Genomic DNA, 13850 nt, shown 5'->3' on the forward strand with positions numbered 1-13850 from the left:
TCAATGGATGAGCGGGCTCTACACGCAACGATTTGTCCATTGCTTCGATTGTGCTTTGCAGATGATAATGTTTCTCTTTTTGCAGCAAGCCTGTCTGTCGAGGACCTTCTCCGCATGAATCGCTTCCCCCTTCGCTCCCTGGCCGTCGCCCTGCTGCTGGCCAGCGGTTCGCTGGCTGCCGCGCCGCTGGATGCCGCACTGGACGAGAGCCAGCGCCTGGCCGCCGAGGCCAAGGCCTCCCAGGGCCGCGTCGAGCAGCTGGACGATGCCAGCCGCGAAATGCTCACCGAGTACCGCAATGCCTTGCAGCAGGCTGAGGCATTGAAAGGTTATAACAGTCAACTTCGTGACCTGGTCGAAGCCCAGCGTCAGGAGCTGGCCAGCTACCAGCAGCAGCTGGACGGCATCGAACGGACCCAGGAGGCGGTCAGCCCGCAGATGGTCAAGATGGTCGAGGTACTCGGCCAGTTCATCGCCGCCGACCTGCCGTTCCTCCCCGAGGAGCGCGAGGATCGTCTGGCCCAGCTGCAGGATCTGCTGCCGCGCGCCGACGTCAGCCTGGCCGACAAGTACCGGCGCATCCTCGAGGCCTACCAGATCGAGAGCGACTACGGCCGCACCCTGGAGGCCTGGCGCGGCGAGCTGAGCCAGGCCGACGGCGGCTCGCGCAGCGTCGAATTCCTCCGCCTGGGCCGCAGCATGCTCTATTACCAGACCCTCGACGCCCACGAGAGCGGCTGGTGGAACCCGCAGGCCCAGGCCTGGCAGGTGCTCGACGGCAGCGCGCGGCGTCCGCTGACCCAGGCCATCGCCATTGCCCGCCAGCAGCAGGCGCCCGCCGTGCTGTCCTTGCCGATCAAGACCCTGGCCGAGGAGGCCGCCCAATGAGTCGTCGTGTTGTAGCCGTACTGGCGCTCAGCCTGTTGCCGGCGCTGGCCGCCGTGGCCGAAACCCTCAGCCCCGATCAACTGTTGCAGCGCATCCGCAGCGAGCGCGCCGCCGAAGTCAGCGCCATGCAGGAGCGCGAGCAGGCCTTCCTCGCCACGCGCGGCGAGCAGGCGCAACTGCTCGCCGCGGCCCGCTCTGCACTGAACCTGCAGAAGGCCGAGGCCGAGCGGCTGAAGGCCGAGTTCGACCGTCAGGAGGCCGAGCTGGCCGAACAGGAAAAACTCCTGGCGCAGCGCGTCGGCCACCTCGGCGAGCTGTTCGGCGTGGTGCGTCAAAGCGCCGGCGACGTTGCCGGGCAGTGGCAGGACAGCCTGCTCAACGCCCAGTACCCCGAGCGCCTGAAGCGTCTCAAGGCACTGGCCGAGAGCCGCTCGCTGCCGTCTGCCGAAGACCTCGACGGCTACTGGATGCTGCTGCTCGAAGACCTGGCCGCCAGCGGCCGCATCGAGCGCGTGCAGCTGCCGGTGGTCGCTGCCGATGGCTCGCGCAGCGAGCAGCAGGTGCTGCGCGTCGGCGCCTTCGCGGTCTACGGCGAGGACGCCTTCCTGCGTTACGACGCCGACGCCGGCGAGCTGGTGGCGCCGCCGCGGCAACCCTCCGGCCTGGGCCAGGTCGAAGACTACCTGGACAGCCGCGATGCCCTCGCCACGCTGCCCATCGACCCCAGCCGCGGCAGCCTGCTGGCGCAGCTGCAGCAGCAGCCGACGCTGTGGGATCGCCTGCAGCAGGGCGGCCTGGTCGGTTGGGTGATCGTCGTGCTCGGCGCGCTAGGCCTGCTCCTGGCGGCCTGGCGCATGGTCTACCTGGGCCGCGTCGGCAGCGGCGTGAAGGCGCAGATGCACGACCTCAGCGCACCGCGGGGCGACAACCCGCTGGGCCGGGTGATCGGCGTGCTGGGGCCGAAGCCGCAGCTGGCCGATCTGGAAACCCTGGAGCTGAAGCTGGACGAGGCGATCCTGCAGGAGACCCCGCCGCTGGAGAAGGGTCAGGGCCTGCTCAAGCTGCTCGCCGCGGTGGCGCCGCTGCTCGGCCTGCTCGGCACCGTGACCGGCATGATCGTCACCTTCCAGGCCATCACCCAGAGCGGTGGCGGCGACTCGCGGCTGATGGCCGACGGCATCTCCCAGGCGCTGGTGACCACCGTGCTGGGTCTGGTGGTGGCCATCCCGCTGCTGTTCCTGCACAGCCTGCTGGCCAGCCGCAGCAAGGGCCTGATCCAGATTCTGGAGCAGCAGAGCGCCGGCCTGATCGCCCTGCACCTGTCGGGAGCGCCGCGCCGTGACTGAGCTGTTCGCCTTCTGGTTGCACCTGGTCGACAGCGCCCATGCGCTGCGCGACTTCATGGGCGCCGGCGGCGTGGTGATGTGGGCGCTGGCCGCGCTCTGCGTGGTGTTCTGGACCCTGGTGTTCGAGCGCTTCTGGTACATGCGCCGGGTCTTCCCGCGCTGGGTGCAGGAGCGCCGCGAGGCCTGGCAGCAGGTGCTGGCCGACGACACCGGCAACTGGCAGCGGGCGGTGCGCGCCGCCTGGCTGGCTCAGGCCCGCCAGCAGCTGGCCGCGCCGCTGCGCCTGAGCAAGACCCTGGTGGCACTCTATCCGCTGCTGGGGTTGCTCGGCACCGTGGTCGGCATGATCGCGGTGTTCGACGTGCTCGCCCTCAACGGCACCGGTAACCCGCGCGGCATGGCCGCCGGCGTCTGGCAGGCGACCCTGCCGACCATGGCCGGCATGGTCCTGGCCATTCCCGGATTGTTCAGCCTGGCGCGCCTCGAGCGCGAAGCCAGCCAGGCCATCGAGCGGCTGGCCGACCAGCTGCGTCACGACTGAGATCGCCCAACATGAGAATGCGTCGTCACCACCAGCAGGACGAAGACACCGGCATCGACCTCACGCCGATGCTCGACGTGGTCTTCATCATGCTGATCTTCTTCATCGTCACCAGCTCCTTTATCCGCGAGTCCGGCGTCGAAGTGCAGCGGCCGCAGGCGGAAACCGCCAACCCGCAGGACAAGGGCAACATCCTCATCGCCGTCACCGCCGACGGCCAGGTGTGGATGGACAAGCAGCCGGTGGATATCCGCAGCGTGCGCGCCCACGTCGAGCGCATGCGCGTCGACCAGCCGGAAGGCGCGGTGGTGGTGCAGGCCGACCAGGACGCACGCACCGGCCTGGTGGTGCAGGTCATGGACCAGGCGCGCCTGGCCGGTGTGCAGGACGTGGCGCTGGCTGCCGGTAGCGGAGTCAACTGATGCGCCTGCCGCTGTCCTTTCTCGGCGCCTGCCTGATGGCCCTGGGCCTGTTCGCCCTGATGCTCTATATGGTCGCCCCGCCCCGCGCCAAGCCGAGCGAAGAGCCGGTCAGCGTGGCCAACTTCGTGCGCATGGACGGCAACGCCAGCGAGACGGCCAGCCGCTCCCGCCAGCAGGCGCCGCAACCGCCGCAGCCGCAGACCCCGCAGCCGCCGACGCCGCCCACCCCGCAGACGGCCACGCCGAGCGCCAAGCTGCCGGCCCTGGATATCCAGCTGCCCAGCCTGGCCAGCGGCATTGCCGTCAACAGTGCGCCGGCGCCGAGCCTGTCCGGCCTGGCCCCGGGGGCGCCGGCGCCGGCGCCGACGCCGCCGAGCACCGCGGCCGATTCTGGCGGGCAGATGGGCGGCATGGAAAGCGAAGTGATGCCGCTCAACGACGTGCGCCCGGACTACCCGCGCTACGCCCTGCAGCGCGGCATCGAAGGCTTCGTCAAGCTGGCCTTCACCATCAACCGCTCCGGCAACGTGGAGAACATCCGCGTGCTGGAGGCCAACCCGCGCAACGTGTTCGAACGCGAGGCGCGCCGCGCCGCCGCGCGCTGGCGCTTCGCGCCGCGCACCGAGGGCGGCCTGGCGGTGGATCGCGAGGCGGTGAAAACCCTCTACTTCCGTCTGCAAAGGAGCTGACCATGTACCGTTGGTTGTTGCTCGTGATGCTCAGCGCTGCGGCCGTGCCCGGCATGGCCCAGCAAACCATCGACCCGGCCGTGTTCCGCGCCCTCAATGCCGCGCAGGCGGCGCAGCAGAAGGGCGATCACGGCGCGGCGCGCCAGGCGCTGGAGGCTGCCGAGGCCAAGAGCGGCAGCCTCGAAGAGGCGCTGATCTGGCGCAGCCAGGCCTATGTGGCCTGGTCGGCCGGTCACAACGGCCAGGCCATCGACTGGCTGGACAAGGCCGTGCGCAGCGGCAAGCTGGACGAGCAGATGCTCGCCGGCGAACGCCTCAACCTGGCCAAGCTCAACCTCGGCGAGCGCCGTTTCGCCAAGGTGGTGGAGTTGCTGGCGCCGGAGCAGGGCAAGGCCTCCGAAGACGTGCTGCAGATGCTGGTGCAGGCCTATCAGGGCCTGAACCAGCCGGCCAAGGCCTTGCCACTGGCCGAGCGTTACGTACAGGCCAATCCCAAGGCCGGCGATATCTGGCTGCAGTTTTTGGTCGGCGCCAACGCCGACCTCAAGCGCTATGCCCAGGCCGAGCGCTGGCAGCGCCAGCTGCTGGCACGCAAGCCGGACGACGCCAGGGGCTGGCGCCAGTTGGCCGGGCTGCAGCAGATGGCCGGCAGCCAGGACAAGGCGCTGGCCACCCTGCGTGCGGCGCACAGCAAGGGTCTGCGTTTCAGCGAGTCCGAGCTGGACAACCTGGTGCTGCTCGCCGGCGCAGCGGATCAACCCTGGCAGGGCGCCAAGCTGCTTGCCGGCATGCTCGACAGCGGCCAGCTGGCCAACACCGCGGCGCGCCAGGAGCGTCTGGGCCTGTTCTGGTGGCAGGCGCGCGATCGCGCCGCAGCGGTGCGTGTGCTGCGCCCACTGGCCGAGCGCAGCGGCAGCGGCAAGCACTGGCTGTACGTCGCCCAGCTGGAGCTGGAGCAGGCGCGCTGGCAGGCCGGCCTGGAGGCGCTGGCGCGTGCCGAGCGCAGCGGCGCCGAACGCAGCAAGGTGCGCTCCTGGCGCCAGTGGGCGGAAAGCGAGCTGCGCTTCGAGCAGGAAAACCGAGTCGCCAGTCGCAGCTAGGCCAGCGACCCTTGGGGGCGGCGTGCGCAGCGCGGCGAGGGTTTCGCGGCTAGAGCCACTCCTACACCGGCGCTAGCGCAGCCTTTGCCAACGAAAAAGCCAGACCCTGGGGTCTGGCTTTTTCGTTTTGTGTCGCGGGCGGCTTAGCTATCGGGCAGCTCGTAAGCGTAGATCTTGTCCGCCGTCATCTGGTAGCCGACCTCGGCCAGTTCGCTGCTGACGTGCTCGACCTTCAGCGGCCCCTCGACCCAGAACGGCTGGTACAGCGCATCGAGCAGCACGCCCAGCTCGCTGGTGACGTGCACGATCTGGTTCGACGGCGGCGGCGGCACGTGGATGCAGGCGCCGAAGTAGGGCACCAGGAGGAACTCGATCACCCGGCCTTCGTCGGTCACGTCCAGCGGCACTATGTAGCCGGGCAGCTTGATGGCCTGGCCGTCCAGTTCCTTCACCACCGGTGCGGCCGGCGATTGCTGCATGGCCGCCGGGCCGGACTCGGCCAGGGCGTCGGCCAGCTGCGAGAGGTCGTGGATAGGGGCGGCGTCCATCTGCTGCGGCGGCGCATCGGCCGGCACCAGTTCGGACCAGGTGAGTTCGCGCACCTCGGCGGCGGCCAGCGGCAGGGCCAGCGAGAGCAGCAGGGTGGCGAGCAAGGGGCGGGACATGGAAAACCTCGTTGTAGGAGCGCCCGCGCAGTGTACGCCAGGCGCTACCCACTTTGCCTCAGAGCCTGATCGACAGGCCGTCCGCCAGCGACTGGCGGTAGGCACGCCAGGCCGGCACGCTGCCCATCAGCAGGGCGGCGGCGAGGATGGCGCCCAGCAGCTTCCATTCGTAACTCGACGGCGCATTGAGCGCCAGATACAGGCCGTAGTTGGCCTGCACATGGCCCTGGCTGGCGGCGATGCCCAGGTACAGCAGCAGCAGGCCGAGCAGCACGCCGGCCAGGGCCAGGACGAAGGCCTCCAGCACCAGCAAGCTGGCGATATGCCAGGGCCGCGCGCCCACCGAGCGCAGGATCGCCATCTCGCGGCGGCGTTCGTTAAGGCTGGTGAGGATCGCCGTGAGCATGCCGATCAGGCCGGTCAGCACGACGAACAGCGAGACCACGAACAGCGCCTGCTCGGCCGTGCCCATCAGGCTCCACAGCTCCTGCAGGGCCACCCCGGGGAGGATCGCCAGCAAGGGTTCGCCGCGGAACTCGTTGATCTCGCGCTGCAGGCTGAAGGTGGCGATCTTGCTGTTCAGGCCCAGCAGCATCGCGGTGATCTGCTTGGGTTGCAGGTCCATGGCGCGCGCCTGCTCGGCACTGACCTGCGCCGCGCCGCGCGCCGGCATGCCGTTCTGCCAGTCGATGTGCAGCGCCTCCATGCCGGCCAGGGAGATGTGCAGGGTGCGGTCCACCGGGGTGCCGGTGCGGGCGAGGATGCCGACCACGGTGAACGGCTTGTCGTCGTGCTTGACCAGGCTGATGCGGGCCACGCCGTGGGCCAGGACGATCTGCTCGCCGAGGGCGTAGCCCAGGGCCTGGGCCACTTCGGCGCCGAGCACCACCTCGAAGGGATCCTCGGCGAAGGCGCGGCCCTGGGCCAGCTGCAGCTCTTGGCTGCGGGCGTAGCGGTAGTGCTCGAAGTAGGCGGCGCTGGTGCCCATCACCCGGTAGCCGCGGTGCGAGTCGCCGAGGGAGATGGGGATGGCCCATTTGACCTGGCGGTGCTCGGCGAAGCGCTCGAAGCTGTCCCAGCGAATGTTGTTGGTGGCGTTGCCGATGCGGAACACCGAATACAGCAGCAGATTGACGCTGCCCGAGCGCGCGCCGACGATCAGGTCGGTGCCGCTGATGGTGTTGGCGAAGCTGGCGCGCGCCTCGGTGCGCACCCGTTCCACCGCCAGCAGCAGGCACACCGACAGGGCGATGGCGAACACCGTGAGCAGCGCGGTGAAGCGGCGATTGGCCAGGCTGGCCAGGGCGATGCGGATCAGATGCATCTCAGGCCTCCTGGGGGCGCGTGGCGCGGTTGAGTTTGGCCAGCGACAGGCTGCGGTCGAACAGCGGCGCCAGGCTCTGGTCGTGGCTGACGAACAGCAGGCTGGCGCCGGCCGCGCGGCATTCGGCGAACAGCAGCTGGAGGAAGGCCTCGCGGGCATCGAAGTCCAGCGCCGAGGTGGGTTCGTCGGCGATCACCAGTTCCGGCTGGCCGATCAGCGCGCGGGCGGCGGCGACACGCTGCTGCTGGCCGATCGACAGCTCGTCGGCGCGCCGCCCGAGCAGGTCGGCGCGCAGGCCGAGGTGGTCGAGCAGGGCGGCGGCGGCAGCATCGACGCTGCCATGGCGCTGGCGCGCACGCTCGGCGCGCAGGCGCGAGAAGCGGCAGGGCAGTTCGACGTTGTCGCGCACCGAGAGAAAGGGCAGCAGGTTGAACTGCTGGAAGATGTAGCCGGTGTGATCGACGCGAAAATGGTCGCGGGCGCCGGCCGAGAGCTGGCCGAGGTCCTGGCCGAGCAGGCGGATATGCCCGCGCTGGGCCCTCTGCACGCCGCCGAGCAGGCCGAGCAAGGTGGTCTTGCCGCTGCCGCTGGGGCCCTTGAGGAACAGGGTCTCGCCGCGCTCGAGGGTGAAGCGGGGGATGTCCAGCAAGGGCGCCTGGCCGGGCCAGGCGAAGCCGAGGTCGGCGAGGTCGATCAGGGATTGGGTCATGGTCCGGCTATCGGGTGGTTTATGGGCCTGCGTGTAGGGGGGATGACGCTTCACCCATCCACCATGGCGCTCCCACGGTGGATGAGAAGAGCGTCATCCACCCTACGGCTTCAGAAACTCAGGCGCGGCTGGGCGGGGGTCAGTTCCACGCCCTGCTGGCCGCTCGGGCCGATCAGTTGTACCTGAATCTTCTCGGTGGCGGGGAAGCGTTTGAACAGCTCGGCCAGGTCCAACTGTTTCAAGTCGTTGGCGCGGGCGCAGTCGAAACGGTAGTGGGCGTGGATCTCGCTGTGCTCGCTCTGATGCTCATGATGGTCGTGGTCATGGTGACCTGCATCGCCGAACAGCGGGCTCTGCAGTTCCACCTGGGTCGCCTTGCAGTCGCCGGCGGCCAGGGCGAACAGGCTCAGCGGCTGTTCCAGTTCGGCCTTGGCGGTGGCCACCTTGGCCTTGTCGGCGTCGCTCTTGGCGGCGTGCTCGAAACCCACCAGGTTCATCGCCGGGCTTTCCAGCTGCAGCTCCAGGGTCTGGCCGTCGAGCGCCACGTTGAGGCTGGCGACGCCGTGCTCGTGAGCGCCGAGGCTGTCGTGTGCGTGGTCATGATGATCGTGGTCGTGTTTGTGTTCATGCGCCTGGGCGACGGCCAGGGGCAACAGGGCGAAGGGCAGGGCGAGCAGCAGTCGGCGCATGGGGCGTCTCCGGTACGGGTTTTAATCGTTACGTTATAACAACTTTTGTGCCGGCCTGGCCAGCGCACAGGCGTCATGGGAGCATGGGCGCTGGGAATGGGAGAACGATCATGCTGCGCATACGCGGACGCATCGGCGACTGGCCGGTGGACCTGACTGTGGAACTGGAGGCCGAGGATTGGGCGCGCCTGACGGCAGGCCTGAGTGTCGCGTCGGCGACCGAGGTGCCAGCGCCGGCCGTCTCGGCCGGCAGCAATGACGCGCTCTGGCAGACCGCCCTGCAACTGGTGCGCGACGCCGGGCAGGTGGAGGGGCCGCAGCTGCTCGGCCAACTGGCCGCGCTGGCCGGCGGCGAGGCGGCCGGCAAGCGCCTGCTGGTGCGCCTGCGCCACTGCGCGCAGATCCGTATGGAAACCGGCGCCGATGCGCCGATCTATCGCTGGGTGGGCGAGCCAGCCTAGGTCGGTGCTGAGCCTGCGAAGCCCAACAAAGCGTTCTGCCGCTGTCTCTGGTGCGCGGTGTTGGGCTTCGCGGCGCTCAGCCCAAGCTATCGTCCGGGTTCCGGCCTGAGTCAGTAGATCGCCTGGTACAGCTTGCGGCGGTAGGCGGTGACCAGCGGGTGGTCGCCGCCGAGCAGGTCGAACACCTGCAGCAGGGTCTTGTGCGGCAGGCCGTCCTGGTAGCCGCGGTTGCGCACGAACAGCTTGAGCAGGGCATCCAGCGCCGGTTCGTACTGCTGGCGGGCCAGCTGCTGCACGGCCAACTGATAGGCCGCCTCGTCGTCGCCGGCGTCCTGCGCCAGACGGCTCTTCAGGGTGGCCACTTCCGGCAGGTCGGCGGCCTGACGGAGGAAGGTCAACTGCGCCTTGGCGCCGGCCAGGGCCTGCTTGTGTTCGTCGCCTTGCACCGCATTCAGCACCGCCTCGGCTTCGCCCAGTTCGCCGCGCTCGGCCAGGCAGCGGGCGTAGAGAATCAGCGCCGCGGCGTGCTCGTTGTTCTCCGTCAGCAGCTGCTTGAGCAGCGCTTCGGCGTCGGCGAAGCGGCCGTCGGCGAACAGCGCCTGGGCGGCCTCCAGCGGGTCGGCCGCGGCCGGCGCCGGCTCGGCGACATGGGGGGCGAGCATCTGGCGAATCGCCGCTTCCGGCTGGGCGCCGGCGAAGCCGTCCACCGGCTGGCCGTCCTTGAACAGCACCACGGTGGGCAGGCTGCGGATGCCGAAGCGCTGGACGATGTCCTGCTCGACGTCGCAGTCGACCTTGGCCAGCAGCAGTTCGCCGGCGTATTGCTCGGTGATCTTCGCCAGCAGCGGCATCAGCGCCTTGCACGGCGCGCACCATTCGGCCCAGAAGTCCACCAGTACCGGCTTGTGGAAGGAGTTCTCGATCACCAGCTGTTCGAAGCTGGCGGCGCCGGATACGTCGAAGATATAGGGGGAATCGCTCATGGTCGGTCTCGAAGGGCGGGGCAATGGTCTATTAATGCGGGCAGGCGACCCGCGAAACAAGGGGTGGCGCTGCTGCCTGTTCCCCGGACTGCATCCGGGCTACCTCGGTCGTAGCGCATGATACAGGCTGACCTCGCGGAATTCGGCCGGCTCGGCCAGATCCGGCCAGGTACAGCCGTCGAGCAGCGCCAGGCGGCGGTACAGCGGGTGCTGGAAGTCCTTGACCCGCGAGTCGGCCACCAGCGCCTGGCGACCGCGGCTGAGGAAATGATCGAGCAGCGGCAGGTTGGCGCGGTCGTAGAGCACGTCGGCCACCAGAATCAGGTCGTAGCGGTCGGCCTCGGCGAAGAAATCCGCCGAGTAGTCCAGCGTCACGCCATTGAGCGCGGCATTGGCGCGGCAGGCGGCCAGCGCCAGCGGGTCGAGGTCGCAGGCCACCACCTCGGCGGCGCCGGCCTTGGCTGCGGCGATGGCGGCCACGCCACTGCCTGCGCCGAAATCCAGCACGCGCTTGCCGCGCACCCACTCGGGGCGCTCGGCCAGCCAGCGCGCCAGCACCAGGCCGCTGGCCCAGCAGAAGCACCAGTAGGGCGGTTCTTCGAGGATGCGCCGGGTTTCCTCGGGACTGAAGGCGCGGTCCATATTGCCGGCGTCGATCAGCCACAGGGCGATGTCGCTGCCGGGCAGCGTCTCGGCCACCAGGCGGGCATCGCCGAGCAGTTCGCTCAGCGCGCCTTGCAGGGATGCCGGGGCGCTCATGGCGCCGGCACCAGGCGCAGCGGACCGAGGTCGCGGCTCTGCGGGGCGGCGATGGTTTGCGCCGGCAGGCGCTGCACCAGGCGCCCGGACTGGGTGACGCGGCCGCGCAGTTCGACGCGCTGGTCGCCGGGAAAACTGGCCGGCTCGAAGTGCAGGGCGAAGGGCAGCGGGTTGCCGTCGCCGCGCAGCAGCAGGTGGCCGAGCAGGGTGGCGGGACGCCCGCGCGCGTCGACCGCCAGCAGCGCCAGATCCACCTCGGCGCCGGCGGCCACGCCGAGCAGCTGACCGCGCAGGCTGGGCAGCAGGTTGCGCGGCTCGACCGCGGGCGCCGCGCTCGGCGGGCTCGGCGGCGGCGCGGGCGGGGCAGCGGGCTCGCTGGCGCAGGCGCCGAGCAGGCCGGTGAGGATCAGGGCAAGCAGCGGCAGGTATAGGTTCATGGCGTCTTCTGCTGTTCGGGCGGGCGTCTATATAGCCTAAAGCACCTGGCTTGTCTTGCCGCTTCGATGCGCTACCATGGCGCCTTTGCCGCCACCTGCCAGCGCCTGCCATGCATTGTCCATTCTGCGCCGCCAACGACACCAAGGTCATCGATTCGCGTCTGGTCGCCGAGGGCGATCAGGTGCGCCGTCGCCGCGAATGCGTGGCCTGCGGCGAACGCTTCACCACCTTCGAGACCGCCGAACTGGTGATGCCGCGCCTGATCAAGCAGGACGGCAGCCGCCAGCCGTTCGACGAGGACAAGCTGCGTGCCGGCATGCAGCGCGCGCTGGAGAAGCGCCCGGTGAGCGTCGAGCGTCTCGAGGAAGCCATCGCCCGCATCAAGCAGCAACTGCGCGCCACCGGCGAGCGCGAGGTGAAGTCCCTGGTGCTCGGCGAGCTGGTGATGGGCGAGTTGCGCAAGCTCGACGAGGTCGCCTACATCCGTTTCGCCTCGGTGTACCGGCGTTTCCAGGATCTCAACGAGTTCCGCGAGGAGATCGAACGTCTCTCTCGCGAGCCGTCGAAAGCCCGATGAGCGCACACGACCACGCCTTCATGGCGCGCGCCCTGCAGCTGGCGCGCAAGGGCCTGTACTCCACCCATCCCAATCCGCGGGTCGGTTGCGTCATCGTGCGTGACGGGCGCATCGTCGGCGAAGGCTGGCATGCCCGTGCCGGCGAGCCGCACGCCGAGGTGCACGCCCTGCGCCAGGCCGGCGAGCTGGCGCGCGGCGCCACCGCCTACGTCACCCTGGAACCCTGCAGCCATTTCGGCCGCACCCCGCCCTGCGCCGACGGCCTGATCGCCGCCGGAGTGGCGCTGGTGGTGGCGGCCATGCAGGACCCCAATCCGCAGGTCGCCGGCAAGGGCCTCAAGCGCCTGGCCGAGGCCGGGATCGAGGTGCGCAGCGGCGTGCTGGAAAGCGAGGCGCGAGCGCTCAATGCCGGCTTTGTCAAACGCATGGAGAGCGGCCTGCCGCTGGTGCGGGTCAAGCTGGCGATGAGCCTGGACGGGCGCACCGCCATGGCCAGCGGCGAGAGCCAGTGGATCACCGGCCCGGCGGCGCGTGCCGAGGTGCAGCGTCTGCGCGCCCAGGCCAGCGTGGTGCTGAGCGGCGCCGATACCGTGCTGAGCGACGACGCGCGGCTGACCGTGCGCCCCGACGAACTGGGCCTGGGCGCCGAGCTGACCGCCCTGGCGCAGCGCCGTCCGCCGTTGCGCGTGCTGGTCGACGGACGCCTGCGGGTGCCGTTGGACAAGGCCTTCTTCCAGGCCGGGCCGGCGCTGGTGGCGACCTGCGCCGCCGCGCTGGCGCGCGAGCGTTACCAGCAGGAGGGCCACGAACTGCTCGCCGTGCCCGGCAGCAACGGTCACGTCAACCTGCGCAAGCTGCTCGAAGAACTGGCCGCGCGCGGCGCCAACGAGGTGCTGGTGGAGGCCGGGCCGCGCCTGGCCGGCGCCTTCGCCCGCGCCGGGCTGGTGGACGAATACCGCATCTTCATGGCGGCCAAGCTGCTCGGCTCCAGTGCCCGGCCGCTGCTCGACCTGCCGCTCAACCGCATGGCCGAGGCGCCCGAGCTGCAGATCGTGGATATCCGCGCCATCGGCGACGACTGGCAGATCACCGCGCGGCCGTAGGTTGGCGCTGAGCGCAGCGAAGCCCAACAGGGAGCGCGCCGCGCTCCGCCCGGCGATCTTGGCATTCTCCACGATCCCGGCGATCCCCACGCCCATGTTGGGCTTGGTCGCAGGCTCCTCAGCCCAACCTGCCGACGGCAGGTCGCCACGGCGTCCCCCTGGGGCCATGCGGTGCGGCGATAAATATGGTAAAACGCCACTCGGCCGGGCGACTGGCCGCAACGTTCTCAGGGCGGGGTGGAATTCCCCACCGGCGGTAATGGCAGATTCTGCCTAGCCCGCGAGCGCTCGTTTCGGCGAGGTCAGCAGACCCGGTGCGATCCCGGGGCCGACGGTATAGTCCGGATAAAGAGAGAGCGGGATTCCCTCCTCGGACGCCGCGTGCGCGTCCGTGAAATCCCTATCGATCGGCATTGCCCTGTTTCTGACCCAAACAGGAGTTCGTCCATGCTGTTTCGCATCATCTTCAGTGAGAAACCGGAGGGCGCATGTTCACCGGCATAATCGAAGCCATCGGCAGCATCCGTGCCATGACCCCCAAGGGCGGTGATGTGCGCGTCTATGTCGCCACCGGCAAACTCGACCTGGGCGACGTCAAGCTCGGCGACAGCATCGCCGTCAACGGCGTGTGCCTGACCGCAGTGGAGCTGCCCGGCGACGGCTTCTGGGCCGACGTCAGCCGCGAGACCCTGGCGCGCACCGCCTTCGTCGATCTCAAGCCCGGCAGTGCGGTCAACCTGGAGAAGGCCCTGACCCCCACCAGCCGCCTCGGCGGGCATCTGGTCAGCGGCCACGTCGACGGCGTCGGCGAGATCGTCTCGCGTGCCGATAACGCCCGCGCCGTGCAATTCCGGGTGCGCGCGCCGCGCGAGCTGGCCAGGTACATCGCGCACAAGGGCTCGATCACCGTCGACGGCACCAGCCTGACCGTCAACGCGGTCGATGGCGCCGAGTTCGAACTGACCATAGTGCCGCACACCCTGGCCGAGACCATCATGGTCGACTACCAGGCCGGGCGTAAGGTCAACCTCGAAGTGGACCTGCTGGCGCGCTACCTGGAGCGCCTGCTGCTCGGCGACAAGGCCGCCGAACCCAAGGCCTCGGGCCTGACCGAAAGCTTTCTCGCCGAACACGGCTACCTGAAGAATTGAGGAGA

At 69.5% G+C, this 13850-nt stretch carries 17 protein-coding genes and 1 riboswitch; of the genes, 10 read left to right on the forward strand and 7 right to left on the reverse strand.

Going from position 1 to position 13850, the window contains the following annotated elements:
- Positions 1-114: 114 nt before the first annotated feature.
- Genes EA796_RS13030 through EA796_RS13055 form a run of 6 tightly spaced genes read left to right on the forward strand, consistent with a single transcriptional unit; the run spans position 115 to position 4986 of the window.
- Entirely contained in the window at positions 115-888 is a 774-nt protein-coding gene (locus EA796_RS13030) for a DUF3450 domain-containing protein (RefSeq protein ID WP_122108907.1), read from the forward strand.
- On the forward strand, positions 885-2234 hold the full coding sequence (locus EA796_RS13035; protein WP_122108908.1) for a MotA/TolQ/ExbB proton channel family protein: 1350 nt from the start codon (positions 885-887) through the stop codon (positions 2232-2234). Before EA796_RS13030 ends, EA796_RS13035 begins: the two co-directional genes overlap by 4 nt.
- Positions 2227-2775 carry a MotA/TolQ/ExbB proton channel family protein gene (locus EA796_RS13040; protein ID WP_122108909.1) on the forward strand — a complete coding sequence of 183 codons (549 nt, stop codon included), beginning with the start codon at positions 2227-2229 and terminating at the stop codon, positions 2773-2775. The genes EA796_RS13035 and EA796_RS13040 overlap by 8 nt, the downstream gene beginning before the upstream one ends.
- 11 nt (positions 2776-2786) lie before the next feature.
- Entirely contained in the window at positions 2787-3197 is a 411-nt protein-coding gene (locus EA796_RS13045; RefSeq protein WP_031303020.1) for a biopolymer transporter ExbD, read from the forward strand.
- Positions 3197-3886, forward strand: a complete 690-nt coding sequence (locus EA796_RS13050; protein WP_122108910.1) for a TonB family protein — start codon at positions 3197-3199, stop codon at positions 3884-3886. Before EA796_RS13045 ends, EA796_RS13050 begins: the two co-directional genes overlap by 1 nt.
- Before the next feature lie 2 nt (positions 3887-3888).
- The gene (locus tag EA796_RS13055) at positions 3889-4986 is read left to right on the forward strand and encodes a tetratricopeptide repeat protein (RefSeq protein WP_122108911.1); all 1098 of its coding nucleotides are present in this window, start codon (positions 3889-3891) and stop codon (positions 4984-4986) included.
- Between the two features lie 143 nt (positions 4987-5129).
- On the opposite strand, the gene EA796_RS13060 is transcribed toward EA796_RS13055, so the two are convergent.
- The 4 genes from EA796_RS13060 to EA796_RS13075 all read right to left on the reverse strand — a co-directional run bounded on the left by EA796_RS13060 (position 5130) and on the right by EA796_RS13075 (position 8373).
- Complete coding sequence (locus EA796_RS13060; RefSeq protein WP_021444502.1) at positions 5130-5651, reverse strand: DUF3299 domain-containing protein; 522 nt, start codon at positions 5649-5651, stop codon at positions 5130-5132.
- Positions 5652-5709: 58 nt separating this feature from the next.
- Complete coding sequence (locus EA796_RS13065; protein ID WP_122108912.1) at positions 5710-6975, reverse strand: FtsX-like permease family protein; 1266 nt, start codon at positions 6973-6975, stop codon at positions 5710-5712.
- A gap of 1 nt (position 6976) precedes the next feature.
- Entirely contained in the window at positions 6977-7684 is a 708-nt protein-coding gene (locus EA796_RS13070; RefSeq protein WP_122108913.1) for an ABC transporter ATP-binding protein, read from the reverse strand.
- A gap of 110 nt (positions 7685-7794) precedes the next feature.
- Complete coding sequence (locus EA796_RS13075; RefSeq protein ID WP_122108914.1) at positions 7795-8373, reverse strand: DUF2796 domain-containing protein; 579 nt, start codon at positions 8371-8373, stop codon at positions 7795-7797.
- A 110-nt stretch (positions 8374-8483) separates the two neighbouring features.
- Here EA796_RS13075 and EA796_RS13080 point away from each other — a divergent pair, with 110 nt between their 5' ends.
- A complete protein-coding gene (locus tag EA796_RS13080; protein WP_122108915.1) occupies positions 8484-8834 on the forward strand; it encodes a hypothetical protein in 351 nt (116 codons plus the stop codon).
- 110 nt (positions 8835-8944) lie between these two features.
- Here the strand turns inward: EA796_RS13080 and trxA are convergent, their stop codons facing one another.
- From trxA to EA796_RS13095, 3 genes are all read right to left on the reverse strand, one after another.
- Positions 8945-9817 (reverse strand): thioredoxin, encoded by an 873-nt coding sequence (gene trxA / locus EA796_RS13085; RefSeq protein ID WP_122108916.1) that lies wholly within the window; start codon positions 9815-9817, stop codon positions 8945-8947.
- A 99-nt stretch (positions 9818-9916) separates the two neighbouring features.
- The gene (locus EA796_RS13090) at positions 9917-10576 is read right to left on the reverse strand and encodes a methyltransferase (protein WP_122108917.1); all 660 of its coding nucleotides are present in this window, start codon (positions 10574-10576) and stop codon (positions 9917-9919) included.
- Entirely contained in the window at positions 10573-11013 is a 441-nt protein-coding gene (locus tag EA796_RS13095) for a YbaY family lipoprotein (RefSeq protein ID WP_122108918.1), read from the reverse strand. The genes EA796_RS13090 and EA796_RS13095 overlap by 4 nt, the downstream gene beginning before the upstream one ends.
- A 110-nt stretch (positions 11014-11123) precedes the next feature.
- Here EA796_RS13095 and nrdR point away from each other — a divergent pair, with 110 nt between their 5' ends.
- From nrdR to EA796_RS13110, 3 genes are all read left to right on the forward strand, one after another.
- On the forward strand, positions 11124-11591 hold the full coding sequence (nrdR, locus tag EA796_RS13100) for a transcriptional regulator NrdR (RefSeq protein ID WP_021445840.1): 468 nt from the start codon (positions 11124-11126) through the stop codon (positions 11589-11591).
- Entirely contained in the window at positions 11588-12694 is a 1107-nt protein-coding gene (gene ribD, locus EA796_RS13105) for a bifunctional diaminohydroxyphosphoribosylaminopyrimidine deaminase/5-amino-6-(5-phosphoribosylamino)uracil reductase RibD (RefSeq protein WP_122108919.1), read from the forward strand. The genes nrdR and ribD overlap by 4 nt, the downstream gene beginning before the upstream one ends.
- 219 nt (positions 12695-12913) lie before the next feature.
- Positions 12914-13056: riboswitch (FMN riboswitch) on the forward strand.
- Between the two features lie 126 nt (positions 13057-13182).
- On the forward strand, positions 13183-13845 hold the full coding sequence (locus EA796_RS13110) for a riboflavin synthase (RefSeq protein ID WP_021444360.1): 663 nt from the start codon (positions 13183-13185) through the stop codon (positions 13843-13845).
- Positions 13846-13850 lie beyond the last annotated feature (5 nt).

Origin of the sequence: Pseudomonas sp. AOB-7, from assembly GCF_003696305.1 — a bacterium.
GTDB lineage: Bacteria > Pseudomonadota > Gammaproteobacteria > Pseudomonadales > Pseudomonadaceae > Aquipseudomonas.